General features: G+C 68.5%; 21 protein-coding genes. 7 read left to right on the top strand and 14 right to left on the bottom strand.

Annotated elements, in window-relative coordinates:
* Positions 1-50 precede the first annotated feature (50 nt).
* The 6 genes from C1Y63_RS04290 (at position 51) to C1Y63_RS04270 (ending at position 7,435) form a co-directional block, all read left to right on the top strand.
* A complete protein-coding gene (locus C1Y63_RS04290; protein ID WP_106015233.1) occupies positions 51-4,784 on the top strand; it encodes a type I polyketide synthase in 4,734 nt (1,577 codons plus the stop codon).
* Positions 4,785-4,790: 6 nt separating this feature from the next.
* The gene (locus C1Y63_RS04285) at positions 4,791-6,332 is read left to right on the top strand and encodes an acyl-CoA carboxylase subunit beta (RefSeq protein WP_106015232.1); all 1,542 of its coding nucleotides are present in this window, start codon (positions 4,791-4,793) and stop codon (positions 6,330-6,332) included.
* Between the two features lie 95 nt (positions 6,333-6,427).
* Positions 6,428-6,646 carry a hypothetical protein gene (locus tag C1Y63_RS04280; protein ID WP_146128856.1) on the top strand — a complete coding sequence of 73 codons (219 nt, stop codon included), beginning with the start codon at positions 6,428-6,430 and terminating at the stop codon, positions 6,644-6,646.
* Entirely contained in the window at positions 6,643-6,981 is a 339-nt protein-coding gene (locus C1Y63_RS12650; protein ID WP_158256081.1) for a hypothetical protein, read from the top strand. Before C1Y63_RS04280 ends, C1Y63_RS12650 begins: the two co-directional genes overlap by 4 nt.
* Complete coding sequence (locus tag C1Y63_RS04275) at positions 6,975-7,205, top strand: hypothetical protein (protein ID WP_158256080.1); 231 nt, start codon at positions 6,975-6,977, stop codon at positions 7,203-7,205. The genes C1Y63_RS12650 and C1Y63_RS04275 overlap by 7 nt, the downstream gene beginning before the upstream one ends.
* Complete coding sequence (locus C1Y63_RS04270; RefSeq protein ID WP_106015229.1) at positions 7,202-7,435, top strand: hypothetical protein; 234 nt, start codon at positions 7,202-7,204, stop codon at positions 7,433-7,435. Before C1Y63_RS04275 ends, C1Y63_RS04270 begins: the two co-directional genes overlap by 4 nt.
* On the opposite strand, the gene C1Y63_RS04265 is transcribed toward C1Y63_RS04270, so the two are convergent.
* From C1Y63_RS04265 to trmB, 13 genes are all read right to left on the bottom strand, one after another.
* Positions 7,392-8,543, bottom strand: a complete 1,152-nt coding sequence (locus C1Y63_RS04265; RefSeq protein ID WP_233195573.1) for an aminotransferase class I/II-fold pyridoxal phosphate-dependent enzyme — start codon at positions 8,541-8,543, stop codon at positions 7,392-7,394. The genes C1Y63_RS04270 and C1Y63_RS04265 overlap by 44 nt on opposite strands.
* Positions 8,540-9,235: a 6-carboxyhexanoate--CoA ligase gene (locus C1Y63_RS04260; protein WP_106015228.1), complete on the bottom strand. Its 696-nt coding sequence runs from the start codon at positions 9,233-9,235 to the stop codon at positions 8,540-8,542. Before C1Y63_RS04260 ends, C1Y63_RS04265 begins: the two co-directional genes overlap by 4 nt.
* Entirely contained in the window at positions 9,235-10,794 is a 1,560-nt protein-coding gene (locus C1Y63_RS04255) for an ABC transporter ATP-binding protein (RefSeq protein ID WP_106015227.1), read from the bottom strand. The genes C1Y63_RS04260 and C1Y63_RS04255 overlap by 1 nt, the downstream gene beginning before the upstream one ends.
* Positions 10,791-11,612 carry an ABC transporter permease gene (locus C1Y63_RS04250; RefSeq protein ID WP_106015226.1) on the bottom strand — a complete coding sequence of 274 codons (822 nt, stop codon included), beginning with the start codon at positions 11,610-11,612 and terminating at the stop codon, positions 10,791-10,793. The genes C1Y63_RS04255 and C1Y63_RS04250 overlap by 4 nt, the downstream gene beginning before the upstream one ends.
* Entirely contained in the window at positions 11,609-12,553 is a 945-nt protein-coding gene (locus tag C1Y63_RS04245; RefSeq protein ID WP_106015225.1) for an ABC transporter permease, read from the bottom strand. Before C1Y63_RS04245 ends, C1Y63_RS04250 begins: the two co-directional genes overlap by 4 nt.
* A 3-nt stretch (positions 12,554-12,556) precedes the next feature.
* Complete coding sequence (locus C1Y63_RS04240) at positions 12,557-14,101, bottom strand: ABC transporter substrate-binding protein (RefSeq protein ID WP_106015224.1); 1,545 nt, start codon at positions 14,099-14,101, stop codon at positions 12,557-12,559.
* 282 nt (positions 14,102-14,383) lie between these two features.
* Positions 14,384-15,229, bottom strand: a complete 846-nt coding sequence (locus C1Y63_RS04235; protein WP_106015223.1) for a hypothetical protein — start codon at positions 15,227-15,229, stop codon at positions 14,384-14,386.
* Between the two features lie 69 nt (positions 15,230-15,298).
* Positions 15,299-16,447: an N-acetylglucosamine-6-phosphate deacetylase gene (nagA, locus tag C1Y63_RS04230; protein WP_106015222.1), complete on the bottom strand. Its 1,149-nt coding sequence runs from the start codon at positions 16,445-16,447 to the stop codon at positions 15,299-15,301.
* Positions 16,448-16,495: 48 nt separating this feature from the next.
* On the bottom strand, positions 16,496-16,849 hold the full coding sequence (locus C1Y63_RS04225) for a DUF3054 domain-containing protein (protein WP_106015221.1): 354 nt from the start codon (positions 16,847-16,849) through the stop codon (positions 16,496-16,498).
* Between the two features lie 20 nt (positions 16,850-16,869).
* A complete protein-coding gene (locus C1Y63_RS04220) occupies positions 16,870-17,922 on the bottom strand; it encodes a YbhN family protein (protein WP_106015220.1) in 1,053 nt (350 codons plus the stop codon).
* 1 nt (position 17,923) lies between these two features.
* The gene (locus tag C1Y63_RS04215) at positions 17,924-20,239 is read right to left on the bottom strand and encodes an MMPL family transporter (protein WP_106015262.1); all 2,316 of its coding nucleotides are present in this window, start codon (positions 20,237-20,239) and stop codon (positions 17,924-17,926) included.
* A gap of 220 nt (positions 20,240-20,459) precedes the next feature.
* Complete coding sequence (locus tag C1Y63_RS04210; RefSeq protein WP_369831017.1) at positions 20,460-21,101, bottom strand: NYN domain-containing protein; 642 nt, start codon at positions 21,099-21,101, stop codon at positions 20,460-20,462.
* Between the two features lie 163 nt (positions 21,102-21,264).
* Positions 21,265-22,008 (bottom strand): tRNA (guanosine(46)-N7)-methyltransferase TrmB, encoded by a 744-nt coding sequence (gene trmB / locus C1Y63_RS04205; protein WP_106015219.1) that lies wholly within the window; start codon positions 22,006-22,008, stop codon positions 21,265-21,267.
* 482 nt (positions 22,009-22,490) lie between these two features.
* On the opposite strand from trmB, the gene C1Y63_RS04200 reads away from it, so the two are divergent.
* On the top strand, positions 22,491-24,320 hold the full coding sequence (locus tag C1Y63_RS04200; protein WP_106015218.1) for a phosphoenolpyruvate carboxykinase (GTP): 1,830 nt from the start codon (positions 22,491-22,493) through the stop codon (positions 24,318-24,320).
* 46 nt (positions 24,321-24,366) lie between these two features.
* On the opposite strand, the gene C1Y63_RS04195 is transcribed toward C1Y63_RS04200, so the two are convergent.
* A complete protein-coding gene (locus C1Y63_RS04195) occupies positions 24,367-25,125 on the bottom strand; it encodes a class I SAM-dependent methyltransferase (RefSeq protein WP_106015217.1) in 759 nt (252 codons plus the stop codon).
* Positions 25,126-25,148 lie beyond the last annotated feature (23 nt).

Here is a 25,148-nt window from a genome sequence, read left to right as displayed (position 1 = left end):
CCGGGCGATACTCTCCAAGGTGATTATTCTTCACGGAAAGGCCTTATGACATGGATGCACGCAACGTCGCCGAGTTGAAAGCGTGGTTGCGCGACTGGGTGGCCGCTGCCTCGGGGCTCCCGGTCGCCGATATTGCTGACGATAAGCCGATGGAAATGTTCGGCCTGTCGTCTCGCGACGTGGTGCTCCTGTCGGGCGAACTAGAAAACCTCACGGGCCAGCGGCTCGATGCGACGATTGCGTACGAGTACCCCACGATTGGTGCGCTCGCGGAGCGGTTGGTCTCCGGCGCCCCGGAGCGCACCGCGCGCCCCCGGGCGCGGGTGGTGGCGCCGACGGCGGAGCTCGCCGATCACGATATTGCGATCGTGGGTATGGCGGCTCGCTATCCGGGTGCGGGGAACCTGGAGCAGATGTGGGAGCTGTTGTCGGCGGGGCGGAGTGCGACGGGGCAGCTGCCGATGGGCCGCTGGTCGGAGTACGCCGACGATGAGGTGATGACGCGCCGCATGGCGGAGACGAACACCACCGGCGGCTACATTGAGGACATTGCCTCCTTTGATGCGGAGTTTTTTGGTCTGTCGCCCCTGGAGGCGGCGAACATGGACCCGCAGCAGCGTCTCGCGCTGGAGGTCGCGGTGGAGGCCCTGGAGGACGCCCACCTGCCGGCCAATGAGCTGCGCGGCCAGGCAGTGGGCGTGTTCGTGGGGTCTTCGAACAATGACTACGGGATGCTCATCGCCGCCGACCCCGCGGAGGCGCACCCCTATGCGCTGACGGGGACCGCCTCGTCGATTATTGCCAACCGGGTGTCCTACGCCCTGGATTTCCGGGGCCCCTCGGTGAGTGTGGATACGGCCTGTTCCTCCTCCCTGGTGGCGGTGCACCAGGCGGTGCGTGCCCTGCGGGGTGGGGAGTGCGATGTGGCGCTCGCCGGCGGCGTGAACATCATGGCCTCCCCGTTTGTGTCCACCGCCTTCGGTGAGCTCGGGGTCATTAGCCCCACGGGTGCGATTCACGCGTTCAGTGAGGATGCGGATGGGTTTGTGCGCTCCGACGGCGTGGGCCTCGTGGTGCTCAAGCGGGTGCGGGACGCGGTCGCCGACGGCGACGACATCGTGGCCGTCATCAAGGGCACCGCGGTGAATTCCGATGGGCGTTCCAACGGGCTGACCGCCCCGAACCCGGACGCCCAGATCGATGTGCTGCAGCGCGCCTACCTGGATGCGGGCATGGACCCGCAGCAGGTCGACTACGTGGAGGCCCACGGCACGGGCACCATTCTGGGCGACCCGATTGAGGCGAGTGCCTTGGGCGCGGTGCTGGGTGCCGGCCGGGACAACGCTCGTCCGCTGCTGCTGGGCAGCGCGAAGACGAACTTTGGGCACGCGGAATCCGCCGCGGGCGCGGCGGGCCTCATCAAGGTGGCGCTCGCGATGAAGCACGGGGTGCTGCCCCCGAGCCTGCACTACGCGGGCCCGAACCCCTACATTGATTTCGATGCCGAGCACCTCGAGGTGGTGGAGGATCCGCGGGAGTGGCCCGCCTACTCGGGCCGCCCGGTGGCCGGTATTTCCGGCTTCGGTTTCGGCGGCACTAACGCCCACGCCGTCGTCGCCGCCTTCGACGCGGAGGAGTACCCCGGCCTCGTGGCCTCCACGCGGGGCGTGCCGCAGCTCGATGATGCGAAGGTGCAACTGCCCGTCAGTGGGCTGCTGCCGAGCCGCCGCAAGCAGGCCGCCGCAGCGCTCGCCGAGTACGTGGAGGGGGTCGATGACGCGGCGCTGCCGCTGCTCGCCCGCAGCCTGGCGCGCCGCAACCACGGCCGCAGCCGCGCCGTCGTCACCGCTGCCACCACGGAGGAGGCGCGCCGCCTGCTGGGGCTCGTCGCCGAGGGTAAGAAGGCCATCGGTGTGGAGGTCGCGGATCAGCCGCTGAAGCCCGGCCCGGTGTTCGTGTACTCCGGGTTCGGTTCCCAGCACCGCAAGATGGCGAAGGATCTGGTGGCCACGAGTGACGTGTTTGCCGCCCGCCTGCGCGAGCTGGATGAGATCGTGCAGGTGGAGTCCGGCTGGTCGATGCTGGACCTCATCGACGATGATGCCCAGACCTACGACACGGAGACCGCGCAGGTCACCATCACCGCCATCCAGATCGCGCTGACGGACCTCCTGGCCCACCTGGGTGCCCGCCCCGCGGCCGTCATGGGCATGTCGATGGGCGAGATTGCCGCCGCCTACGCGGCCGGCGGCCTCGACGCCCGCGACGCGATGATCATTGCCTGCCACCGCAGCCGGCTCATGGGCGAGGGGGAGAAGTCCCTCGCAGAGGACCAGCTGGGTGCCATGGCGGTCGTCGAGTTCGCCGCCGAGGACTTGGCCGAGTTCGTGGCCGCCCACCCCGAGTACGCGGGCATTGAGCCGGCCGTCTACGCCGGCCCCGGCATGACCACCGTCGGTGGCCCCCGTGCGCAGGTCACCGCCCTGGTGGAGAAACTCGAAGCCGAGGGCAAGTTCGCGCGCCTGCTCAACGTCAAGGGTGCGGGCCACACCTCCGCCCTGGATCCGCTGCTCGCGGAACTCGCCGCCGAAATGGCGGAGATCACCCCCCGCCCGTTGCAGGTGCCGTTGTTCAGCAGCGTGCACCAGGGGCAGGTGTACCCCGCGGGCGCGGTCGTGCACACCCCCGACTACTTCCTCACCTGCACCCGCTACCCGGTGTACTTCCAGGACGCCACCACCCAGGCGTTCGCGGCCGGCCACACCATGCTCGTGGAGATCTCCCCGAACCCGGTGGCGCTCATGCCGATGATGAACACCGCCTTTGCGACCGGTAGTGGCGACAGCCAGCTGCTGTTCGCGCTCAAGCGGAAGGTCGATGCCAGCGACTCCCTCCGGGAGCTGCTCGCGAAGCTGTACGTGGCGGGCCAGCCGATCGTGTTCCCCTCCGCGGGGGAGAAGCTCTTCGGCCCGGCGGTGCAGTGGAAGCACCAGCGGTACTGGACGGCGGCCCGCCCGTCCTCCGGCAGCCACCAGCTGCCCGGCCACCAGGTGCGGCTGCCGGACGGTTCGGCGGCGTTTTCCACCCACGCGGACCTCGTGCCCTCGGCCGCGGCGCTCGTGGAGGCGGCGGTCGCCGCCACCGACCCCAGCCTCGAGGTCGTCGCCGTGGAGGAGCGCTCCACCCTGCCGCCGTCCGGTGAGCTGACGACCGTGGTGACCACCCACCTGGGTGGGGCGACGGTGACGGTGCACCGCATCATGGGGGAGCAGTCCGTGCTCCTCGCCGAGGCGTTCGCCGCCCGCGGCAGCCTCGTGCCCGCGGCGCCCGCTGCGGCGGAGCCGGCCGCGCCCGTGGAGGAGGAACTCCACGTGGAGACCGTCCGCTGGGATCCCGCCACCGAGACGGTGGAGGAGCGGCTGCGCGCCATCGTCAGCGAGTCCATGGGCTTCGACGTCGAAGACCTCCCCGGTGAGCTGCCGCTCATTGACCTGGGCCTGGATTCGCTCATGGGGATGCGTATTAAGAACCGCATCGAGCACGACTTTGAGATCCCGCCGCTGCAGGTGCAGGCGCTCCGCGACGCCTCCGTCGCGGACGTCGTCACCATCGTCGAGGACCTCGTGGCGAACCGGGGTGCCGCCCCGGAGACCACCGAGATTCCCGCCGCGGACACGCCCGAGCCGTCCGCCGCGCCCCAGGGCGTGGGCGTGGCACCTCGTGACGCGTCGGAGCGTCTCGTGTTCGCCACCTGGGCGACCTGTACGGGTGCTGCCGCCGCCGGCGTGACCAGTGAGCTTGCCCCCGTCGACGAGGCCACCGCCACCGCTATCGCTGAGCGGCTCACGGAACGCTCCGGTGCGGAGATCACCGCCGCCGACGTGCAGTCCGCCGCCGCCCTCGAGGACTTGGCGAACCTGGTGCGCGAAGGCCTCGAAACTGAGGTGGAGGGCAACATTCGTGTGCTGCGGGCCCGCCCCGAGGGCTCCACGCAGCCCGCGGTGTTCTTCTTCCACCCGGCCGGCGGGTCCTCGGTGGTGTACCAGCCGCTCATGCGGCGCCTGCCGGAGGACGTGCCCGTCTACGGTGTGGAGCGCCTCGAAGGGCCCCTGCAGGAACGGGCCGCGGCCTACCTGGATGAGATCCGCGAGTACTCCGACGGCTTGCCGATCATCCTTGGCGGCTGGTCCTTCGGCGGTGCGCTCGCCTACGAGGTCGCGCACCAGCTGGTCGGCTCGGATGTGACGGTCGCCCACATTGCCCTGCTGGATACCGTCCAGCCGAGCGAGCCGGTGCCCGACACGATGGAGGAAACCCGCGCCCGCTGGGAGCGGTACTCGGCCTTCGCGAAGAAGACCTACGGCCTGGACTTCCCCGTGCCCTACGAGATGCTGGAGACCGCCGGCGAGGACGCGCTGCTGCAGATGATGGCGGAGTTCCTGTCCACCACCGACGCGAGCGAGCATGGCCTGTCGGCCGGTGTGCTGGAGCACCAGCGGGCGTCCTTCGTCGACAACCGCATGCTGGACAAGGTGCACCTGGAGGACTGGGCGGACGTGGACGTGCCGGTCACCCTCTTCCGCGCGGAGCGCATGCACGATGGTGCGATCGAGTTGGAGCCGCGCTACGCGTCGATTGCCCCGGACGGTGGCTGGTCGGCTATCGTGAAAGACTTGGAAATCGTCCAGCTGGTCGGCGATCACCTCGCCATCGTGGACGAGCCGGAAATCGGGAAAGTTGGCGCGTACCTGACGCGCCGTATCCAGCAGATGCAAGGAGAGTAACCGCTGTTGAGTACCACGGCCGAAAAACTCGCTGACCTGCGGGCCCGCCTGGACAAGGCGCAGGATCCCGGCAGTGAGAAGTCGCGGGCGAAGCGTGACGCGGCGGGGCTGACGACCCCGCGGCAGCGCATCAACCGGCTGCTCGACCCCGGCTCCTTCGTTGAGATCGGTGCCCTGGGGCGCACCCCCGACGAGAAAGACGCCCCCTACGGTGACGGTGTGGTCACCGGCTACGGCCGCATCGGCGGCCGCCCGGTCGCCGTCTACGCGCACGACAAAACTGTCTACGGCGGCAGTGTGGGCGTGACGTTCGGCCGCAAGGTCTGCGAAGTCATGGACATGGCGATCAAGATTGGGTGCCCCGTCATCGGCATCCAGGACTCCGGTGGCGCCCGCATCCAGGATGCGGTGACGTCGCTGGCAATGTACTCGGAGATCGCCCGCCGGCAGCTGCCCCTGTCGGGCCGCAGCCCGCAGATCTCCATCATGCTCGGCAAGTGCGCCGGCGGCGCCGTGTACGCGCCCGTCACCACCGACTTCGTCATCGCCGTCGACGAGCGCGCCGAAATGTACGTCACCGGCCCGAACGTCATCAAGGAAGTCACCGGCGAGGTCATCACCTCCGCCGAGCTGGGTGGCGCGCACCAGCAGATGGAAAACGGCAACGTCTCCTACGTTGCTGTCGATGAGGAGGACGCCTTCAACTACGTCCACGACCTCCTCGACCACCTCCCGAGCAGCTGCGACGAACCCGGCCCCGTCTTCGCCGCCCCCAGCGACGCTGACATCATCCACGACAGCCTCGATGCGTTCATGCCGGACGACTCCAACGCCGGCTACGACATGCAGGAGTTGTTGGGCAAGATCTTCGACGATGACAACATCCTCGAAGTGCAGCCCGAGTTCGCGCCGAACATGATCACCGCCTTCGCGCGTATCGACGGCCGCTCCGTCGGCGTGGTGGCGAACAACCCCATGCACTTCGCGGGCTGTATCGACGCCGACGCGGCGGATAAAACCGCCCGCTTCATCCGCATCTGCGACGCCTACAACATTCCCCTCATCTTCGTCGTCGACACCCCCGGCTACCTGCCGGGCGTCGACCAGGAACGCGCCGGCCTCATCCACCGCGGCGCGAAGCTCGGCTTCGCCGTCGTGGAGGCCACCGTGCCGAAGATTTCGCTCATCGTCCGCAAGGCCTACGGCGGGGCGTACGCCGTCATGGGGTCGAAGAACCTCACCGGCGACATCAACCTCGCGTGGCCGACCGCGCAGATCGCCGTCATGGGTTCCGCGGCGGCGTTCGTCATGATCCAGGGCGCGAAGCTCGAAGGCGCGCCCGCGGAGATGCGCGCCCAGGCGAAGAAGCTGTTCATGGACTTCTACGACGAGAACATGACCAGCCCCTACGGGGCCGCCGAGCGGGGCTTCATCGACGCGATGATCGAGCCCTCGCAGACGCGGCTGGCGTTGCGGCAGGCGCTGCGGCAGCTGGACACGAAGCGGGAAGAGACGCTGCCGAAGAAGCACACCATCATGCCGATGTAACCACCCCCGGCGGGGTGGTACAAAGGGATGATTTCGCGGGAATCTCTTGACGGAGGCCGTTGACAAAGGCAACCTTAGCCTTAGTCAATCTGCCCTTGAGGAGTTCCGTGAACTACTACCTGCTGCTGTTCACCCCACCGCTCATCGCGGTCGCGGGTGTCGCGCACCCACTCGCCGGCGGGGTGCTCGCCCTGGTGGGTGCCGGCGGCTTCGCCCGCGCCCACCAGGGCGTTCCCATTCCCCTCTACGCCGCACACTGCCTCCTGGTGTTCTTCGCCTTCATTGTGTGCGCAATCCTGGCGGCGGGCGCATGAGCCGGGAACAGATCACCCTGCTGAGCATCTCCGCCCACCTGCTGGGTGGGATCGTGCTGTGGGCGCTGTGGACGAGCGAGCTGCGCCAGGGCCTCGCCGATGCCGGCCTGGGCCTCGGGTTGGAGCTGTCCTCCGAACTCATGGCCTACGCGCTGGGTAGCGCCTACCTGCTGGCGGGCTTCGTGCTCATCACCTCCCGCATGGAATTCCGTGGCGGCGCCGACATCGCGGTGGCGGTGCTGTACGGCGCGGCGGTGCTGCTGGGGCTGGGGTTCGGGGTCTTCGGCGTGTTCCTCTCCGACGCGGTACCCCTGGAGGCTGAATTCCGATGGTAATGCTCATTGTGGCCACCGGTGTGGTGGTGGCGTTCCTGCTGGGCGGCTACCCCGAGCCGGTGATCGTCGTCGTGGTACCGCTCGTGGGGCTCGCGTGCGGCGCGTTCCTCCGCCGCCCCTACCTGGCCGGCGTGGTACTCGCCTGCGGGCTCACTGTCTTCTCCCTGGGGATCCATCACCTCGCGGCCGAGCGCGTCGCCGAGTGCGTGGAGGTGCTGTCATGATCCGCTACGCCGTCCTGGTCGCGCTCGGCCTGCTGGCCCCGCTCGTGCTGCCCACAGACGTGTTCGGCCCGTTTGGGCTGCGCATGCTGGGTTTCTTGCTCGCCGCCTGCGCGCTGTTCGTCGGCGCCGCAGACATGTGGGAGAAACAGCAGAAGCCGGGCTGGTTTGTGGCCAGCTCGCTGCTCATCACCGGGCTGACGCTGTGGCTGTTTCCTGTGTCGTACTGCTGAGCACCGCGGCGAAGTCCTCCAGCTCGGCGGGCGTGTGCGTCGCCATGACCGTCACGCGGAGGATCGCCGCACCCCGCGGCACCGTGGGGTAGCGGATCGCCGGCACGAAGAACCCGGCCTCCAACAGCCGCTGGGAGGCCGCCACGGCGGCCTGCTCTGCGCCGATGGGGATGGGAATGATGGGGGTGGTGGCGGGCGCGGGGATGAGGCTGTAGTGCAGCAGCGCGTCGCTGAGCACCCGGATGTTGCCCTGCAGGCGGGCCACCACGTCCTCGGAGTCGATGACGTCGAGGGCGGCACACACCGCGGCGCACGTCGCCGCCGGGGTGGCGGTGGAGAACACGAAACTGCGGGCCTGGTTGCGCAGCAGGGTGGCGGTGTCACCGTCGGTGAGCACGAAGCCGCCTTCGGCGCCGAGCGCTTTGCTCGCGGTGCCGACGACGACATCCGGGTAGCCCTCACCCCAGGTGGTGCAGCCCTCCAGGTGGCCGCGCCCCGTCGCTCCCAGCGTGCCCGTCGCGTGCGCATCATCGATATACAGCTCGCCCCGGCCCCGCAGCCCGGCAATGTCGGCGGTATCGCCGTCCATGCTGAACACCCCATCGCTGACGATGAGTGCCCGCTCCACGCCCGTGGTGTCCGGGAGCGTGCCGTGCGGGTAAATCACCTTCCGCGCGCCCGCGAGCCGCAGCCCGTCGATGATGCTCGCATGATTCGCCGCGTCACTAAACACGGTGGTGTCCTCATCGACGAGGACCTGCAGGGCGGAGAGGTTCGCCTGGTAGCCGGTCGCGAAGAACACGGCGTCGGGGGCGTGGAAGAACTCCGCCAGGCGGGCCTCCAGGGCGGCGTGCAGCTCCGTCGTGCCGGTCGTCAGCCGGCTGCCGCCGGAGCCGCAGCCGAAACGCCGCAGCGCGGCCTCAGCTGCGGCCACCACCCGCGGGTGGGTCGATAGACCCAGGTAGTTCGAGGAACTCAGTAGCGTCAGCCGCCGCCCATCAATGAGCGCGTGCGGGTGCTGCGCGGTGCCGAACTGGCGCAAGCGGCGCTCCAGGCCCGCGGCCGCCCACGCCTCGTTGCGCGCCCGGGAACGCGCCGCCAGGCTCACGGCTCCACCACGACCGCCCGGCCCTCCCAGAAGGCGATCGCATCGGCGAGGCGGGGGTCGGTGGGGCTGGTCGCGTCGACGACGAACACGCGAGTACCCTGCGGGGACCCGGGGGCCTTGATGCCGGTGATGCGGTGGTAGGTGCGCCCCGTCGACACATACCCCGTCGTGTAGTCCGGGTCGTCGGAGATACACACCTCCGCCACACACACCTCAGGTGCGAGCACCTTCGTGGCCAACGCCAGGGCCTCCAGGCGGTGATTCTTCGCGCTGGAATCCGTGCGGGCCGCATGGTCAATGTGGCTGACCCGCACCCCGCGCGCAGGGTCGGCCTCCAGGCGGTCGCCCGTGGACGCGGACACCACCATCGCGCCCCGCAGGCCCGTCACACTGCGCACCAGCTCGAGGACGCGGGTCCGGGCGGGCACGTGCGCCAGCAGCCCCAGGATGATCGCGTCGGCCTCCGCAGGGTTTGTAGCCGTGTGCTCACACACGGTCAGTTGGGGCAGGTACTCGACATCGTCGACCACGTCCGCCGAGAGCCGGATACTGTCCGGGGTGCCCTTGGGGTGGTTGAGTGCCCGGGCGACGAGTTCGCTCGCGATGCCGGGAAGAGCGTCCGCCTCCGCGAGGCGCTCCGCGCCATTGATGTGGGCGCCATCGCGGCTGGCGCGCATCCGCAGCGAGTACATCACGCCCCAATCCGCGGGATGGCGGCCAGGAGGGTGCGGGTGTAGTCGGTGGCGGGCGCACCAAACACGTCCGCCACAGCGCCCCGCTCGACGACGCGGCCGGAATCCATGACGATGACGTCCTCGCACAACTCCCGCACGACGCCCAAGTCGTGGGAGACGAACACCAGCGACAGCTGGTAGGCCTCGCACAGGTCGGTGAGCAGGTTCATCACCTGCGCCCGCACCGAGACGTCGAGGGCGGACACCGGCTCGTCCGCCAGCAGCACCTTCGGCCGCACGGTGAGCGCCCGCGCGAGCGAGATGCGTTGGCGTTGCCCGCCGGAAAACTCGTGCGGGTAGCGGGCCATCGCGTCACTGCCAATGCCCACCTCGTCGAGGACCTCCGCGACGCGGGCGGTGCGCTCCGCGCGGGGCCGGCCGCCGAGGGGTTCGCCGACACTATCGGCGATCGTCATGCGGGGGTCGAGGGAGTCGAAAGGATCCTGGAACACCACCTGCAGGTCCCCGTGGCGGGCCACCGTGCCCGTCGTCGGTGCCAGCAGCCCCGCCAGGATCTTCAGCAGGGTGGTTTTGCCCGACCCGGAGCCGCCCACAACGCCCAGCCGCGCGCCCCGGGTCACGGTGAGGTCCAGCGGCTCGAGGGCGTCGACGTGGCTGCGGCGGAACCACCCGGAGGTGTAGCGCTTCGACACCCCGCTGGCTTCCAGGAGGATCTCCTCGCCGCGGGGCGGGAATTGCGGGGAGCCCAGCTTCTGCCCCGGGGCGTAGGAGCCATCCTGCGCGGAGCGCACCGTGTACAGGTGGCCTTCCGCGTCGCGGGCCGTCAAGTCACTGGCCGCGAGCAGGCCCTTCGTGTACGCCTCCTTGGGGCGGGTGAGGATCTGCTCGGTGGGGCCCTGCTCCACGATGCGGCCCGCCTGCATCACCACGATTTTCTCCGCCACGTGGGACACCAGGCCGAGGTCGTGGGTGATGAACAACAGGCCGAGGTTGCGCTCCTCGACGAGGTCGATGATGAGGTCGACGATGTCGCGCTGCACCGTCACGTCGAGGGCGGTGGTGGGCTCGTCGCAGATGAGCACGTCGGGGGAGTTCGCCAACGCCATCGCGATGAGGACCCGCTGCCGCTGCCCGCCGGACAGCTCGTGTGGGAACGCGCGGATGTGGCGCTCGTCGAGGGCGACGTCGGCGAAGAGTTGCCGGACGCGCTCGTCGACATCGCCGTCGTAGTGGTGGGTGGACAGCACTTCCGCCACCTGGGCGCCGGCCCGCATGAGCGGGTCGAGGGCCGTCATCGGTTCCTGGAACACCATCGCGATGCGTTTGCCGCGGATGCGGCACAGTTGCCGCTCCGGGGCGCCGATGAGTTCCTCCCCGTCGAGGGTGACCGAGCCCGACACCGCCAGGTTCGGGGGCACCAGCCCGATGATCGACAGGGCGGTCAGTGATTTCCCGGAGCCGGATTCGCCGATGAGGCCGACGCGTTCGCCGCGGCCAATGGTGAACTCCACGTCGGCGACGATGTCGCCAATGGCCACGTTACTCACCTGAATCATTGGCGCTCCTTGTGCTTGGGGTCGAAGTAGTCGCGCAAACCATCACCGAGGAGGTTGAAGCCGAGCACCGCGCACGCGATCGCCGCGCCCGGCCACACGGCGAGCATGGGGGAGGACCCCAGTGCCGCCTGCGCGGATTGCAGCATGCGCCCCCAGGAGGGGTCCGGCGGCGGGGTACCCAGCCCGAGGAACGACAGGGCCGCTTCCGCGAGGATCGCCAGCGCGAACGCCACGGAGGCCTGCACGATGACGATGCCGACAATGTTCGGCGCGATGTGGCGGGCCGCGAGCCGCACCCCCGTCACGCCATTGATGCGGGCGGCGGCAACGAAGTCGCGGCTCATGAGCTGCCGGGTGCCGGCGCGCGCCACGCGGGCGAAGCCGGGGATGCCGGCCACGCCGATGGCGACCATCGCCGACAGGGTGGAGGCGCCGAAGATCGCGCCGGTGACGATCGCCATGAGCAGTGCCGGGAACGCCAGCAGCACATCGGAGATCCGCATGACGATCTGGTCGGCCCACCCGCCGCGCATGCCGGCCAGGATGCCGAGGGGCGTGCCGAGGCCCATGCCGATGCCGACGGCCACGACACCCACCATGAGGGAGATGCGGGCGCCGACCATGAGTTGGGAGAACACGTCCCGGCCAAAGCGGTCCGTGCCGGCCCAGTGCTGGGCACTCATCCCGAGGAGACGTTCACTGGGTACTGCGTGCAAAGGATCGTACGGAGTCCACGCGAAGGACAGGGCCGCCATCGCGAGGATGGCGCACACGAGCACCGCGCCGACGATGCCGGAGAGGGGAAAACGCTTCGTCATCGGGTGCGCATCCTCGGGTCGAGAAGCAGATAGGCAATATCCACGGCCATGTTCACCACCAGGGTGATGGCGACGAGGATCATCACGATGGTTTGTACCACCGGCAGGTCGCGGTTGATGACCGCGTCGAGGAGCATGCTGCCCAACCCGGGCAGGACGAACACGCGCTCAATGACGACGGCACCGACAATGAGGCCTGCGAGCTGCAGGCCCGCGACCGTGACCACCGGCAGGGCCGCGTTGCGCAGCCCGTGGCGGGTGAGCGCCTGCCAGTGGGTTTTGCCCGCCGCGCGGGCGGTGCGCATGAAATCCTCCCGGAGGATGTCGAGCACCGCGGAGCGCACATAGCGGGTCATGATCGCCCCCTGCACGGCCGACAGGGCGCACACCGGCAGGATGAGGCGGAGGAAGAATTGGGTGGGGTTCACCGCGGGGGGAACCCAGCCGTTGGCGGGCAACCAGCCCAGCTTCACGGCGAACAGGCTCACCAGGAGGATACCGGCCAGGAAGCTGGGGATCGCGATGCCCAGCTGGCTGGCGGCGGTAATGAGGTGGCCGTCCGTGTGGCGGGAGCGATAGGCCGCCCACGTGCCGAGCGGGATCGCGACCGCCAACGACACGGCAAGCCCGCACACCACGAGCACGAGGGAGACTTGCAGCCGGTCGGCGACGAGGGGAGAAATATCGGCCCCGGAGGTGAGGCTGGTGCCGAAGTTCCCCGTCACCAGGCCCACAATCCACTCCACATATTGGGTGAGCAGGGGCCTGTCGGTGCCAAGTTCGGCGCGCTTGAGAGCAAGCAGCTCCTCGGAGGCATTGACACCCAGGGCGATTTCCGCCGGGTCCCCGGGGATGATCCGGAGCAGGAAGAAAATCAGCAGGCTGGATAAGACAATGGTGAGGAGGTAGCGCGCCACGTGCCGGGTGATGCGGGCAACCATCAATTAGTGAGCTTTCTTCTGGATCTCAGCCAGCTTCATGCCGGGGGCGACGCTGGTGGCGTCGACGCCCTCGATGTCCTTGTCGTGGACGACGATGTTCGGCAGGTTGAACAGCGTGTCGGCGGCCGCGTCTTCCATGATGGTGTCGACGGCCTTCTTCATGTTGTCCACCTGGTTGTCGCGGGTCGCGGCGTCCAGGTACTGGCGGGTGGTCTCAGAATCGTAGCCCAGGTAGTAGTCCGGGTTGCCGAACATGTTGGGAATGTCGCGGGCCTCGACGTGGGCGATGATGCTCATGTCGTAGTTGTGCTCCTTGTACACCTTCGACAGCCACACGGCGGGGAACTCCACCGGCTCGATGGTGACGTTCAAGCCCACCTCGGCGAGCTGGGAGACGATGATCTCGGAGGAGGCCTGCGCGTAGGGCAGCGACGGCACGGAGATCGTCAGCTGGGTGCCCTCGGCGACGCCGGCTTCCTTGAGCAGTGCGCGCGCCTTGTCCGGGTCGTAGGGGTAGCGCTTGGACTCTTCGTACCAGGGGTCGGTGGGCGGCACCGGCGCGCCGCCGGTGTCGGTGCCCATGCCGTCCCAGGCGGTGTCGATGACGTCCTGGCGGTTGATGGCGTACATGATGGCCTGGCGGACGCGCACGTCGTTGAAGGGGGCCTTGCGCTGGTTCATCGACAGGATGACTTCGCCGTTGGTGGTGCCGACCTCAATGTCGTACTTGCCGGTGGCCTGCAGTTCCTTCATCAGCTGGGGGGACTGCAGGGAGTAGATGATGTCCACGTCGCCGGACTGCAGCGCGTTGGAGGCGCCCACAGGGTCGGCGAAGTAGCGCAGCACCGTGGTGGAGTTCTTCGGCTTCTCACCCCAGTAGTCCTCGCGGGCGCCGAAGCTCAGCGACTGGCCGACGGACCAGTTGGTGACGGTGTACGGGCCGGTGCCGACGGGGGTGGTGGCGAGATCGTCGACGCCGTTCGGGGTGAACATCGCGCCGATGAGGGTGCCCATGTTCCACAGCCAGTCGGAGTTCTTCTCCGTGAGGGTGACCTCGAGGGTGTGCTCGTCGATGACGCGGGTGTCAGCGACGGGGTCCATGTTCTTCTTCAGGCCGTTGCTCCACGCATCGGACTTCACGCGGTCGATGGAGAACTTCGCGGTCTCCGCGGTGAACGCGTCACCGTTGGAGAAGGTCACGCCCTTGCGGAGGTGGAAGGTGTAGGTCTTGCCGTCGTCGGAGACATCCCACTTCTCCGCGAGCAGCGGCTGAACGTTCGCGTCGTCGTCGATGGCCACGAGGCCCTCGTAGACGTTGCCCATGAGTGCGGCGGGGATGGCGGCACCAGCGGTGGTGGTGAAGTCCAGGCTTGCGGGCGGGGCGGCGAGGGCGATGGTGACGGTGTCACTGCCCTGCGCGTCGTCGAGTTGGGTGGAGGTGCTGCCCGCGCTGCAGGCGGTGAGCATTCCCACGGTGGTCAGGGTGGCCAGGGTCAGGCCCAGGCGGGCCCGCCGGCGGCGGGGAAAGAAACGAAGGTTGTCAGCCATGGCAGAAACTATAGCGATCTGGTGGCCGCATGCACGCCAAAATTACCCCCGTTGGGGGTGATTCCACTGGATGAGAATGTGTACTTGCAGCCCAGGATGCATGAGCGGACCCGCACATCTGTACAGCGTTTAAAAGATAGTACTTTGTGGCCAAATGGGGCCACACCGCATGGATGGGGGTAAGCGCACAATCCACCCGGAGTGTTCATAGAAACCCACATCACCCGCCGATATGCGCATCGCGCGCGGCCGGACGCGCGCAAGGTGCTACCAAGCGGCGGTTTACTCGGGCGCGAAGTCGTGCCGGCTATCCGGCACCAGGCCCAGCCACGCGAGCTCCAACTCCATCTGGGTCAAGAATGCGGCCGCGTGCATGGCGTACCCCAGCCCGTCGCTCGCCGCATAAGGGATGTGCGCGAGCTCCGCGACAAACGCGCCCGTCACATCCGGCGAACCCTTGGCGTCAAGCATCTCCAGCCGCCATGCGGCACCAATGTCCCCGCCAGCTGCGTCCTTGGCGAGCTTCTCCATCCCGCGGGCATTGATCGCGCCCTCCAGTTCCCGCGCCGCCGCCACCGCCGTGTGCACGGAATCCACAGTGAACGGGCCCACCCCGCAGTGGGCGCCCAGGGCGCTCAGGCCCTCAGCGAAGAGGGGCGCCACATCGGCGGCAGTGGCCGAGTCCCCGAGAGCGCCCATGAGGGCGGCGGCCACGGCACCCCCGTCGCGGGCATACATCTCGGAGAGCAGCTGCCGGTAGCGTTCCCACGGCATGCCCAGCGGCGTGCCGCCCCCGTCCGACTTGACCTTGGTAGGAAGCTCGGGGATGGAGTGTCGCAGCAGAAACGCCAGAGTGTCTTTGTGGACGAAATCTCCCGCCAGCGCCCTGGATTCCGGATGGTCCTGGGTTTGCCCCATGCGTCGCCCCTCGAGGGCGGAGAGCCTGTCATCCACGAGCGAGATCGTGTGGACGAGCGGCTTGAGGAGCATCTCTGGGGTGAGTTCCTCCTCCCAGGCTTCAGCGAGCATGTACAGCAGGATCGCCTGTGCGGTGGGCTCGCCATGCTCGTCGAGGTTGAGTGCGGTCTTGGCTGCACTCAACAGTTCCGGGTGATCGCTCAAGGGCATCGTGGGGTGTTCCTCTCTGTGTGGGCACACCCACATGTCCTTCACGAGGGTGCTGGTGTGGGCAGGTGCCTAGTCGGCGAAATAGATCTCTCGCGGCAGCAGCGTGTCCTCGTCGAGGAGCAGCACATCCGCCGGGTAGCCGGGGGCCAGCAGCCCGAAGCGGTCCTCCACGCCGATGGCGCGCGCCGGGTGGCTGGTGGCGGCAGCCACCGCCACATCGAGCGGCACGCCGACCGCGCGAACCGCGTTCGCGACCGCCCGATCCATTGTCAGGGTCGAGCCCGCGAGCGCCCCGCCGTCGCTGAGGCGGGCGACGCCGTCGGCGACGTCGACTTCCAGGGTGCCGAGCATGTAGTGCCCGTCCGGGTGGCAGGTGGCGCTCATCGCGTCGGTGACGAGCACGATGCGCTCCGGGGCCTGCTCAAACAGGGACCGCACCACGGCGGGGTGGACGTGGATGGTGTCGTTGATGACCTCCAGCCAGACGCGCTCGTCCCCGAGGGCGGCGATGACGGGGCCGGGGGCCCGGTGGTGGATGCCATTCATCCCGTTGAACGCGTGGGTGAGGATCGTGGCCCCGGCGTCGAAGGCGGCGCGGGCCGTGTCGTAGTCGGCGCTCGTGTGCCCCACCGCGGCCGCCACGCCCGCCTGCCGCAGCAGGGCGATCGTGTCCTGCCCGCCGGCGCGCTCCGGGGCGAGGGTCATCTGCACGAGGGTGCCGCGCGCCGCCTCCAGGAGGCGGCCGGTGGCCTCCGGCAGTGGGTCCCGCAGCAGGTGCTCCGGGTGGGCGCCCTTGTGGCTGGGGTGCAAAAACGGGCCCTCCGGGTGCAGGCCGAGGACCCGGGGATCCTCCTCCACGAGGTCGGCGGCAGCGCGGATGCGCTTCACCATGACGTCCAAGTCATCGGTGACGAAGGACAGCACACTGCGGGCGGTGCCGTGGGCACGGTGTTGCCGCAACGCCACCCGGGCGGCCTCCACCCCGTCGTCGTAGGCCGCACCCCCGCCCCCGTGGTGGTGGATGTCAATGTAGCCCGGCACGAGCGGCGCGCCCCCGCAGTCGACGATGCGCTCCGCTGCCGGCCAGGCCGCCGCCTCCTCCGTGGTACCGACGTGGGTGATGATGCCCCCCTCGGTGCGCAGCGCACCCTGGTCTCTCACCTCACCGGCACGGCCGGTGAGGAGTGTGGCGTGGCGGAACAGTGTCGATGCAGACATGGGGGAGGTCCTCACGATGGGAGCGAAGTGGGCTACGAAAAACGACCGCTAGCGGCGGCGCACCGCCGCCACACCCCGCCACCCGAGCAACAGCAGGCCGGAGGTGACGGTGGCGACGATGATGAAGCTGATGTGGGGCACGTGCCCGTGGCGCACACCCCAGATGCTCAGGCCCGCGACCGCGGTGCCGAGCCACACGGCCACCCCACTGCCCAGCCGCGCGGGCGCCCGCCGCACCTGCGGCAGGAGGAGATAGATGGCGAGGGTGCCGGCGAGGAAGGGCAGCATCGTGCCGAACCAGCCACCCACACTCAGCGGCATCTCCGGGGTATTGTGCGCGATTCGCGCCAGCAGCGCGAAGAGGGCGACGGCAGCAGCATCGAGGGCAACGTTTTTCCACATGATGCCCTTAAGCCTAATCCTTAACCCCGGCCCTCGGCGGCGCGGGACGCCCGCACCGTCTTGCCCACATCGACGTAGACGAGGGCGTAGACCACCCAGCCGATCGCGACGAGCGCGAAGAAGGTCACCACCCGGAACACCAGGGCCGCCCCCAACGCCACCGTCGCCGGCAGGCCCGCGGCCACGAGGGTGCCCGTTAGCGCCGCCTCCACGGGGCCAATCCCACCCGGGGTGGCCTGCACGGTGCCCGCAATCTTCGAGGTGACGAACGCGAGCACCACCCCCATGATCGTCGTCTCGTCCTGGGCGGCCTCCCACAGCGGCGGGCGGCCCTGCACCGCCCACACGCACGCCCACAGCACCACCACGTCGGCCACCCAATTGAGCAAAGAAAACACAGAGGTGACCAGGAAGCGGGCGGGGGAGAGGTGCACCGCATCCAGTTGGCGGATCTGCCCGATGAGCTCCTCCACGCCGGTGTCCCGAGGGCGGCGGCGGATCGAGTTGATGGCCCCCTGCACCCAGGTCGCCACCGGGATGATGAGCTCCGGGCGGTGCGCCAGCAGGTACACCAGCCAGCTCACCGCCACACAGGCCGCAAGGGTGGCCACCAGGGAGGACAGGGACATGCTGGCACCCAGGACGAACACCGCCGCCACCCCGAGGGCGACGAGCCACATGGTGCTCAGCGTCGCCGAAAGCACAATCTGCCAGGAGCACAGCAGTGCGGAGGCACCCCAGCTGCGCATGACGTTGAAGCTGAGCAGCGCGGCAAACGCCTGCCCGCCGGGCAGGGTTGCCGACCAGGCGTTGGCGGCCAACGCCAGCGAGGCGCACGACCGCAGCGGCACCCGCACCCCGCCCGCCGCCAGCAAGCTGCGGTTGACCTCCGCCATCGCGGCGATGGCCACCGCCGCCGCCACGCAGGCGACCGCCAGGGCCGCAGGATCCGCGGCACGGATCTTGCCCGCCGCCTGGGCGATGACATCCCAGTAGCGGACGACGAAGAACACCAGGGCGGCCGCCACGACGACGGGGAGAAGCCACCGGGCGATGGCGCGTGCCCGGCCCACCCTAACGGTTGTCCTCTAGGCGGCGCAGCAACTCCTGGAAAGGAATGAGCTCCTCGTCCTCGGCGGTGGTGCGGCCCGCGCGGGCGGCCGCCGCGTCGTCGACGACGGCGTGCTCCACCGGGGACTCGGGCTCCTGCGCGAGGTGGGCCGTGCCGCTGAGCACCGGCACCGCCGGCGTCAGGTGGGAGAAATCATCCGCGGAGGCGTGCCCCAGTTTCTCCGAGGCGCGCTTGACGAATGCCGGCGCCCACCAGTTGTCCTCCCGCAGCATGTGCATGACCGCCGGCACGAGGAGCATGCGGATGATCGTCGCATCGAGCAGCAACGCCACGATCATGCCGTAGGCGATGTACTTCATCATGACGATCGTGGAGAACCCGAAGGCCCCACACACCACAATCATGATGATCGCGGCGGCGGTGATGATGTTGCCGGTGTGGGAGGTGCCGATCCGGATTGCATCGTCCGTGCTGCGGCCCTGCTCCCGGGCCTCCACCATGCGGGAGAGGAGGAACACCTCGTAGTCGGTGGACAGCCCGTAGATGATCGCCATGATGAGCACGAGCACCGGGCTCATCAGCGGCCCCGGGGTGAAGCCCAGCACCTGGGAGCCGACCCCGTCGACGAAGACGGCGGTGAGCACCCCGAGGGTGGCGCCCATCCCGAGCAGCGTCATGATGATCGCCTTCGCCGGCAGGATGAGGGACCCGAAGACGAGCGCCATGAGGATGAACGTGGCAATGACGATGTAGGCCGCCATGAACGGCAGCGTGTCGAAGAGCGCCTCGATGGACTCGACCTCGAGGGCGGGGTTGCCGCCGATGTACATCTCCACCCCGTCGGGCACCTCCACCGCGCGGAGCTGCTCCACGATCGAGGCGTTATCCTCCCGGTCGATGATGCCGGCCGCGAGCACCGTGGTGCCGTCCTTCGTGGGCTGGCTGGGGGAGAACCGCCCGGTAATGCCATCGACCTGGTTGACCTGGTTGTAGATCTGCACCAGCTGGGAATTATCGGCGCCGGTGACGACGACCTTGATGGGGTCGGTGCGGAACTGGGGGAAGTTCGCATCAAAGGTTTCCTGCGCGGCGCGCACCTCATCCGCCGGCGGCAAATACGTCTCATTGATGCCGCCGAACTTCACCCCACCCAGCGGCAGCGCCAGCGCTAAAAGGCCGGCCACGATGACGACGGTGACGGCGACGGAGTGCCGCATCGCCCACGCGGGAATCCGCGCCCACAGGGAGGCTTCGAGACGCTCCTCCGTGAGCGGGGCGCGGCGCAGGGAAAACTTGTCGATGCGGGTGCCCAGCAGGCCAAAAATGCTCGGCAGCACCGTGATCGACAACAGTGCCGCGAGCCCCACGGCACTGATCGCGCCGTAGGCCACCGACTTGAGGAACGCCTGCGGGAACAGCAGCAGCCCCGAGAGCGCGACGGCGACCATCGCCGCGGAGAACACCACCGTCTTGCCCGCCGTCGCGGTCGCAATGATGGTGGCGCTGCGCACGTCTCGGCCGGCGTCGAGTTCCTCCCGGAACCGGGAGACCAAAAACAGCCCGTAGTCGATCGCCAGGCCCAACCCCAGCAGGGTCACCACCGACTGGGCGAACACGTTGACCTGGGTGACGTGCGCCAGCACCGCCAACACGCCCAAGGAGCCGGCGATGGACAGCACGCCCACGATGAGCGGCATCGTCGCCGCCACCAGCGACCCAAACACCACGATGAGCAGCAGGCCCACCGCGGGCAGGGCGTAGATTTCCGCGCGGGAAATATCCCCGCTCATCCCATCGTCGAGCGCGTCCGCGATCGCGGTCTGCCCGGCGACTTTCTGGGTGACGGGAATCGTCGGGTCGACGAGCTGGTCCTCGACGGCGCGGAAGTTCTTCAGCACGTCCTCGCCGTCGCCGCGCACACCGATCGCGGCAAACGCCATGTGCTTGTCCTGCGTCGCCAGCTGCGGGGTGCGCTTGTCGAAGTAGGTGGTGACCGCATCGATCGTGTCGGGGTTGGAGTCTTTCAAGGACTGCAGGTGCGCGCGCACCGCATCAAACACCGCCGGGTCGTCCACCGTGGTGCCCGGCGGCGCTTCGTAGATGATGACGACGTCGCCGCCGTTATCGCGGCCGAAGACGTCGTGCTCAATGCGGGCGGCCTGCGTCGACGAGGACCCCGGATCGTCCCACCCCTCCTGGCTCATGAGATCCGCCAGCTGGGTGCCGAACAGCCCAAACAGGGCCGCGATCATGGTGACGATGACGATGGGTACGGCGACGCGGTGCCGGTAGGCGAAATGACCCCACTTCTCAAACACTGCGCGCGTCATCCCCTTTCCGCTAGAAACGATAGTCAACCACCCTACTCTACTGGGTGGGCTGCGTGCCCCCGAAGAAACTCACGCCCCGGCACGCCTGCGAAAATCTACCCCTGGCAGCGCAAACCCACCCCGCGAGGAGGTCTCGTGGGGTGGGCAGCGCAACAGTCGGGGCTACACCCGGGCCCGCCTCACGCATGGCGGCGGGCGCATGGGTGGCTTAGAGGAGGTTGTCCAAGGAACGGAAGGGCTGCAGCCACGCGCCGCCCTCAGGCAGGTGATCCAGGTTCACCCGCGGCAGCGGCTCCCGGAACACCCCATCAATGTCCTCCAGGTCGACGAACCCGAGGGTGGTGGACCCCACCGCCCAGGCGGCGTGCTCCGCGAAACCCAACACCGTGGTGTCCACGCCCTCGGCGGTGTGGCGCTCCAGGGCCTCCTTGAAGTTCTGCCCATCGGCACTGGCCACCACGAGGCCGGCCAACACGCCCTCCTCCGCGCGGGCCTCAATGTGCGCCAACATGTCGGGATCCACATCGGAATCCTCCGTCATCTTCGGCTTCGCGAACACCGCGAAGCCGACATTCCGCAGCGCTTCCACCCAGGGGCGGATCGAATCCGCACTCCCCGGGGTCACATTCGTGAACACTGTTGCCTCGGGCTGAATGTCCAGGCCCGTGGCGCGGGACAGGTCCTCGGCGCGCTGCACCAGCCAGCGGCCCACCGCATCGAAGCGGGGCCGGTGGGCGCTCGTCGGGCGGGACCCCAGGATGGCACCAAGGCCCATGTCGAGGTTCGGGGCGTCCCACACCAACAGCAGCGTGTTGGGGCCGGGCGCGGGATACGAGGGGAAGTTCTGCACAAGAACTCCTTCCACAGGTGGGTGAGTGCTCCCCGGGGCTGGCCAGGGAGAGAAAAATCAGAACAACAAGAAGAAAAAAGGGGGGAGAAGAAGAGAGGCGAAGAGAGAAAAAAGAAGAAGAGAAAGGGCAGTGAGGTGAAGAAGAGGGGCGCCGGTGCTGCTGCTAGCGGCGGCGCCAGAGGTACTCGCGGATGATGTGGTCTTTCTCCAGGCCCTTGCCCTCAAACTTGGTGATGACCTGCCGGTCCGTCAGCTGCGGGCAGTCCTCCCACGGCCACCCCATGAATTCCAGGGCGGGCTCGACATCGACGAGCTCGTCAATCCACTCGGCGTAGTCGGCGTGATCGGTCGCGACGTGCAGCACCCCGCCCGGCTTCAGGCGGGAAGCAATGAGGTTGAGTGGGCCGGACTGAATGATGCGGCGCTTGTGGTGGCGGGCCTTCGGCCAGGGGTCGGGGAAGAAGATCCGCACCCCGTCGAGGGAGGCGGCGGGGAACATGCGGTTGAGGACCTCGACGCCATCGCCGCGGACCATGCGAATGTTGTCGATCTCGCCGCGCACAGTCGCGCCCAACAGCTTCGCCAGGCCGGGCTTGTACAGCTCGACGGCGATGATGTTGGTGTCCGCCTCCTTCGGCGCCATGGCGGCGGTGGAGGTGCCGGTCCCGGAGCCGATCTCCAGGATGGTGGGGTGGCCGCTGCGGCCAAACCAGGCGTCGACATCAATGATCTCGTCGGCGAGCTCCCGGCCCAGGCGGGGCCAGTTGTCCTGCCACATCTTCTCCTGGTTGTCGGTGAGCGTGCCGCGGCGGAAGCTCACCGCGCCGAGGCGGGGATAGTCGAGGCCGGTGTCGAACTCGGACTGCAGCGGGCGGCGGCGGGTGGGGGAATTATCAGTACTAGTCATTGTGGGTCATTGTGCCCGCTCACAGCGCAGAAAACAATTGTTGTTCCCCGCCCCCAGTGCGCGCCCCAGGTGCCGTCGGCCACCGGATAGCACCAGTGCCACCAGGTGCGCGAGTAGCGCTCCTGCTGCGGGTGGGGCTGGGGTGTGGGCGAAAACCACACGCATGGCATCCGCGGGCGTGGTGTGGGCGGGAACGGTGCGCCCGCCGGGTGCCCGATTGGGAAACGTCCCACCGGCCACATTGACGAGTTTTACCCCCATCCTTACCCCCATTGCGGTGCATCTGTGGCGTAGCGTAGCCCACAGCGAGGTGGGGGAAATGTGCGACTACCGGGGGCAATGGAACTGGATATGACAACACGGCCCGGGGCGGGCGAAAAAACGGCTGCAACTCGGCCCGCAGCGCGCTAGGGTGAACCCGTGGATGCCTGTTGCGTCAGGCCCCCCTCCCGCGCACGTTAGTTCAATGTCAGGAGACTTCCATGTCCCACACCGTCATCCCCGGCCTCAAGGGCGAGGCCCCCACTCGCAACGAAGAGATGCTGCGGTGGATCGCCGACGCCGTCGAGCTCATGCAGCCCGACGCGGTTGAGTTTTCCGACGGCTCCCAGGAGGAATGGGACCGCCTCGCCCAGGAGCTCGTGGATGCTGGCACCTTCATCCGCCTGAACCCGGAGAAGAAGCCCAACAGCTTCCTTGCCCGCTCCAACCCCGAGGATGTGGCCCGCGTCGAGTCGCGCACCTTCATCTGCTCGGAAACCGAGGAGGGCGCCGGCCCCACCAACAACTGGGCCGACCCGGTGGCGATGAAGGCCGAAATGACCGAGCACTACCGCGGCTGCATGAAGGGCCGCACCATGTACGTGGTGCCCTTCGCCATGGGCCCGGTCGACTCCGAGCACCCCAAGCTGGGCGTGCAGCTCACCGACTCCCCCTACGTGGTGCTCTCCATGCGGATCATGACCCGCATGGGCAGCGACGCGCTCAACAAGATCGGTGAGCACGGCGGCTTCGTGCGCGCACTGCACTCCGTCGGCTACCCCCTGGCCGAGGGCCAGGAGGATGTGCCGTGGCCCTGCAACGACACCAAGTACATCACCCAGTTCCCCGAGACCCGCGAAATCTGGTCCTACGGCTCCGGCTACGGCGGCAACGCCATCCTGGCGAAGAAGTGCTACGCCCTGCGTATCGCCTCCGTCATGGCCCGCGACGAGGGCTGGCTGGCGGAGCACATGCTCGTCATGAAGCTCACCTCGCCTGAGGGCAAGTCCTACAACATTGCCGCCGCCTTCCCGTCCGCCTGCGGCAAGACGAACCTGGCGATGCTGGAGCCCACCATCGAGGGCTGGAAGGCCGAGGTCATCGGCGACGATATTGCGTGGATGCACTTCGGTGAGGACGGCCGCCTGTACGCCATCAACCCGGAGAACGGTTTCTTCGGTGTCGCACCGGGCACGAACTACGCCTCCAACCCGAACGCCATGAAGTCCATGGAGCCGGGCAACACCATCTACACCAACGTCGCCCTCACCGACGACGGTGACGTGTGGTGGGAGGGCCTGGAGGGCAACCCGGAGCACCTCATCGACTGGCTGGGCCAGGACTGGACCCCGGACAGCGACCGGCTGTCCAGCCACCCGAACTCCCGCTACTGCGTGCCGCTCGACCAGTGCCCCATCGCCGCGATCGACGACTTCAACAACCCCAAGGGTGTGCCGATCGACGCGATCCTCTTCGGTGGCCGCCGCCCCGACACCATCCCGCTGGTCACCCAGGCCTACGACTGGAACCACGCCACCATGATCGGTGCGCTGCTGGCCTCCGGGCAGACGGCCGCCGCAGAAGGCCCCGTCGGCTCCCTGCGCCACGACCCCATGGCGATGCTGCCGTTCATCGGCTACAACGCCGGCGACTACCTGCAGCACTGGATCGACATGGGCAAGAAGGGCGGCGACAAGATGCCGGCCGTGTTCCTCGTCAACTGGTTCCGCCGCGGCGACGACGGCCGCTTCCTGTGGCCCGGCTTCGGTGAGAACTCCCGCGTGCTCAAGTGGATCGTCGACCGCATCGAGGGCCGCGTCGGCGCCCGGGAGACGGTGGCCGGCCACACCGCCAACGTCGAAGACCTGGACCTCACCGGCCTCGACGTCGACATCGATGACGTGCGCGAAGCGCTGTCCGCGCACCCCTCCCAGTGGGAGGGCGACATCGCCGACAACGAAGCCTGGCTGGAAAAGCTCGGCCCGAAGGTGCCCGCCGAGGTGCACGAGCAGTTCGAGGCGCTGAAGCAGCGCGTCCGCGCCGCTCTCTAACCCACCACACCCCCGCCGCGGTTGTCGCGGCGGGGGTGTCGTGTGTCTAGCGTGCCCGCAGCACGAGCACCAGGTTGCTGGTGAAAAACTCCCGCAGCACCGGCACCCGCACCACCCACCACGCCCAGCGCGGATGGTAGCGGGGGTACGCCCACAACAGCTCCCCGTGCGGGGTGCGCTGAGCCCACCGCAGGCCCGCCGCGGCGGAGACCGCGAACAGCGACTCGCCGAAGACGTTTTTCGGCGGGTGGCCGTGGGTGGCGGTGTAGCGGTCCCGCGCCCACGCCCCACCGAGGTAGTGCTGCCACAGGCCCGTCTCGTGGCCGCCGAAGGGCCCCAACCACACGGTGTAGCTCACGATCACGAGCCCGCCGGGGCGCGCCACCCGCAGCATGTCTTCCCCCATCGCCCACGGGTCGGCGACGTGCTCGGCGACGTTGCTGGAGACCACCACATCCATGCAGTTGTCGCGGAAGGGCAGGTCGAGGCCGCTGCCGCGCACCGCACCCGGTACCCGGATCCCGGCGGCCGCCATCTCGCCGACGTCGGGCTCGACGCAGAAGTACTCCATGCCCCGGGCGGCAAAGGCCTCGTGGAAGTAGCCGGGCCCGCCGCCCACATCCAACACGGTGGTCGCCTGGACGCCGGCGTCCGCGCACAGGCCCGCCACGAGCTCAGCTGTGTCCTCGGCGAGCGGCCGGTAGAAGCGGGCGGGTGCGGTCTGCTCAAAGCGGAAGGATGCGAGCAGCCGCAGGCTGCGCGCCAGCGTCGCGCGCCGGCGGGTGGTGGTGGGGCGGGGGCACATAGTGGCCTAGAGTACCGCTAGAC

Source organism: Corynebacterium sp. 13CS0277 (assembly GCF_002994655.1).
Lineage (GTDB): Bacteria > Actinomycetota > Actinomycetes > Mycobacteriales > Mycobacteriaceae > Corynebacterium.
This window is presented reverse-complemented; position numbering and strand designations above follow the sequence as displayed.

Excerpts from the sequence above, each read along its gene's own strand:
- C1Y63_RS04240 (WP_106015224.1), bottom strand. The coding sequence starts at position 14,101 with ATGGCTGACAACCTTCGTTTCTTTCCCCGCCGCCGGCGGGCCCGCCTG.
- C1Y63_RS04255 (WP_106015227.1), bottom strand. The coding sequence starts at position 10,794 with ATGATTCAGGTGAGTAACGTGGCCATTGGCGACATCGTCGCCGACGTG.
- C1Y63_RS04290 (WP_106015233.1), top strand. The coding sequence starts at position 51 with ATGGATGCACGCAACGTCGCCGAGTTGAAAGCGTGGTTGCGCGACTGG.
- C1Y63_RS04225 (WP_106015221.1), bottom strand. The coding sequence starts at position 16,849 with ATGTGGAAAAACGTTGCCCTCGATGCTGCTGCCGTCGCCCTCTTCGCG.
- C1Y63_RS04260 (WP_106015228.1), bottom strand. The coding sequence starts at position 9,235 with ATGTACTCGCTGCGGATGCGCGCCAGCCGCGATGGCGCCCACATCAAT.
- C1Y63_RS04245 (WP_106015225.1), bottom strand. The coding sequence starts at position 12,553 with ATGGTTGCCCGCATCACCCGGCACGTGGCGCGCTACCTCCTCACCATT.
- C1Y63_RS04250 (WP_106015226.1), bottom strand. The coding sequence starts at position 11,612 with ATGACGAAGCGTTTTCCCCTCTCCGGCATCGTCGGCGCGGTGCTCGTG.
- nagA (WP_106015222.1), bottom strand. The coding sequence starts at position 16,447 with ATGTCTGCATCGACACTGTTCCGCCACGCCACACTCCTCACCGGCCGT.
- C1Y63_RS04275 (WP_158256080.1), top strand. The coding sequence starts at position 6,975 with ATGGTAATGCTCATTGTGGCCACCGGTGTGGTGGTGGCGTTCCTGCTG.
- trmB (WP_106015219.1), bottom strand. The coding sequence starts at position 22,008 with ATGACTAGTACTGATAATTCCCCCACCCGCCGCCGCCCGCTGCAGTCC.
- C1Y63_RS12650 (WP_158256081.1), top strand. The coding sequence starts at position 6,643 with ATGAGCCGGGAACAGATCACCCTGCTGAGCATCTCCGCCCACCTGCTG.
- C1Y63_RS04235 (WP_106015223.1), bottom strand. The coding sequence starts at position 15,229 with ATGCCCTTGAGCGATCACCCGGAACTGTTGAGTGCAGCCAAGACCGCA.
- C1Y63_RS04195 (WP_106015217.1), bottom strand. The coding sequence starts at position 25,125 with ATGTGCCCCCGCCCCACCACCACCCGCCGGCGCGCGACGCTGGCGCGC.
- C1Y63_RS04200 (WP_106015218.1), top strand. The coding sequence starts at position 22,491 with ATGTCCCACACCGTCATCCCCGGCCTCAAGGGCGAGGCCCCCACTCGC.
- C1Y63_RS04270 (WP_106015229.1), top strand. The coding sequence starts at position 7,202 with ATGATCCGCTACGCCGTCCTGGTCGCGCTCGGCCTGCTGGCCCCGCTC.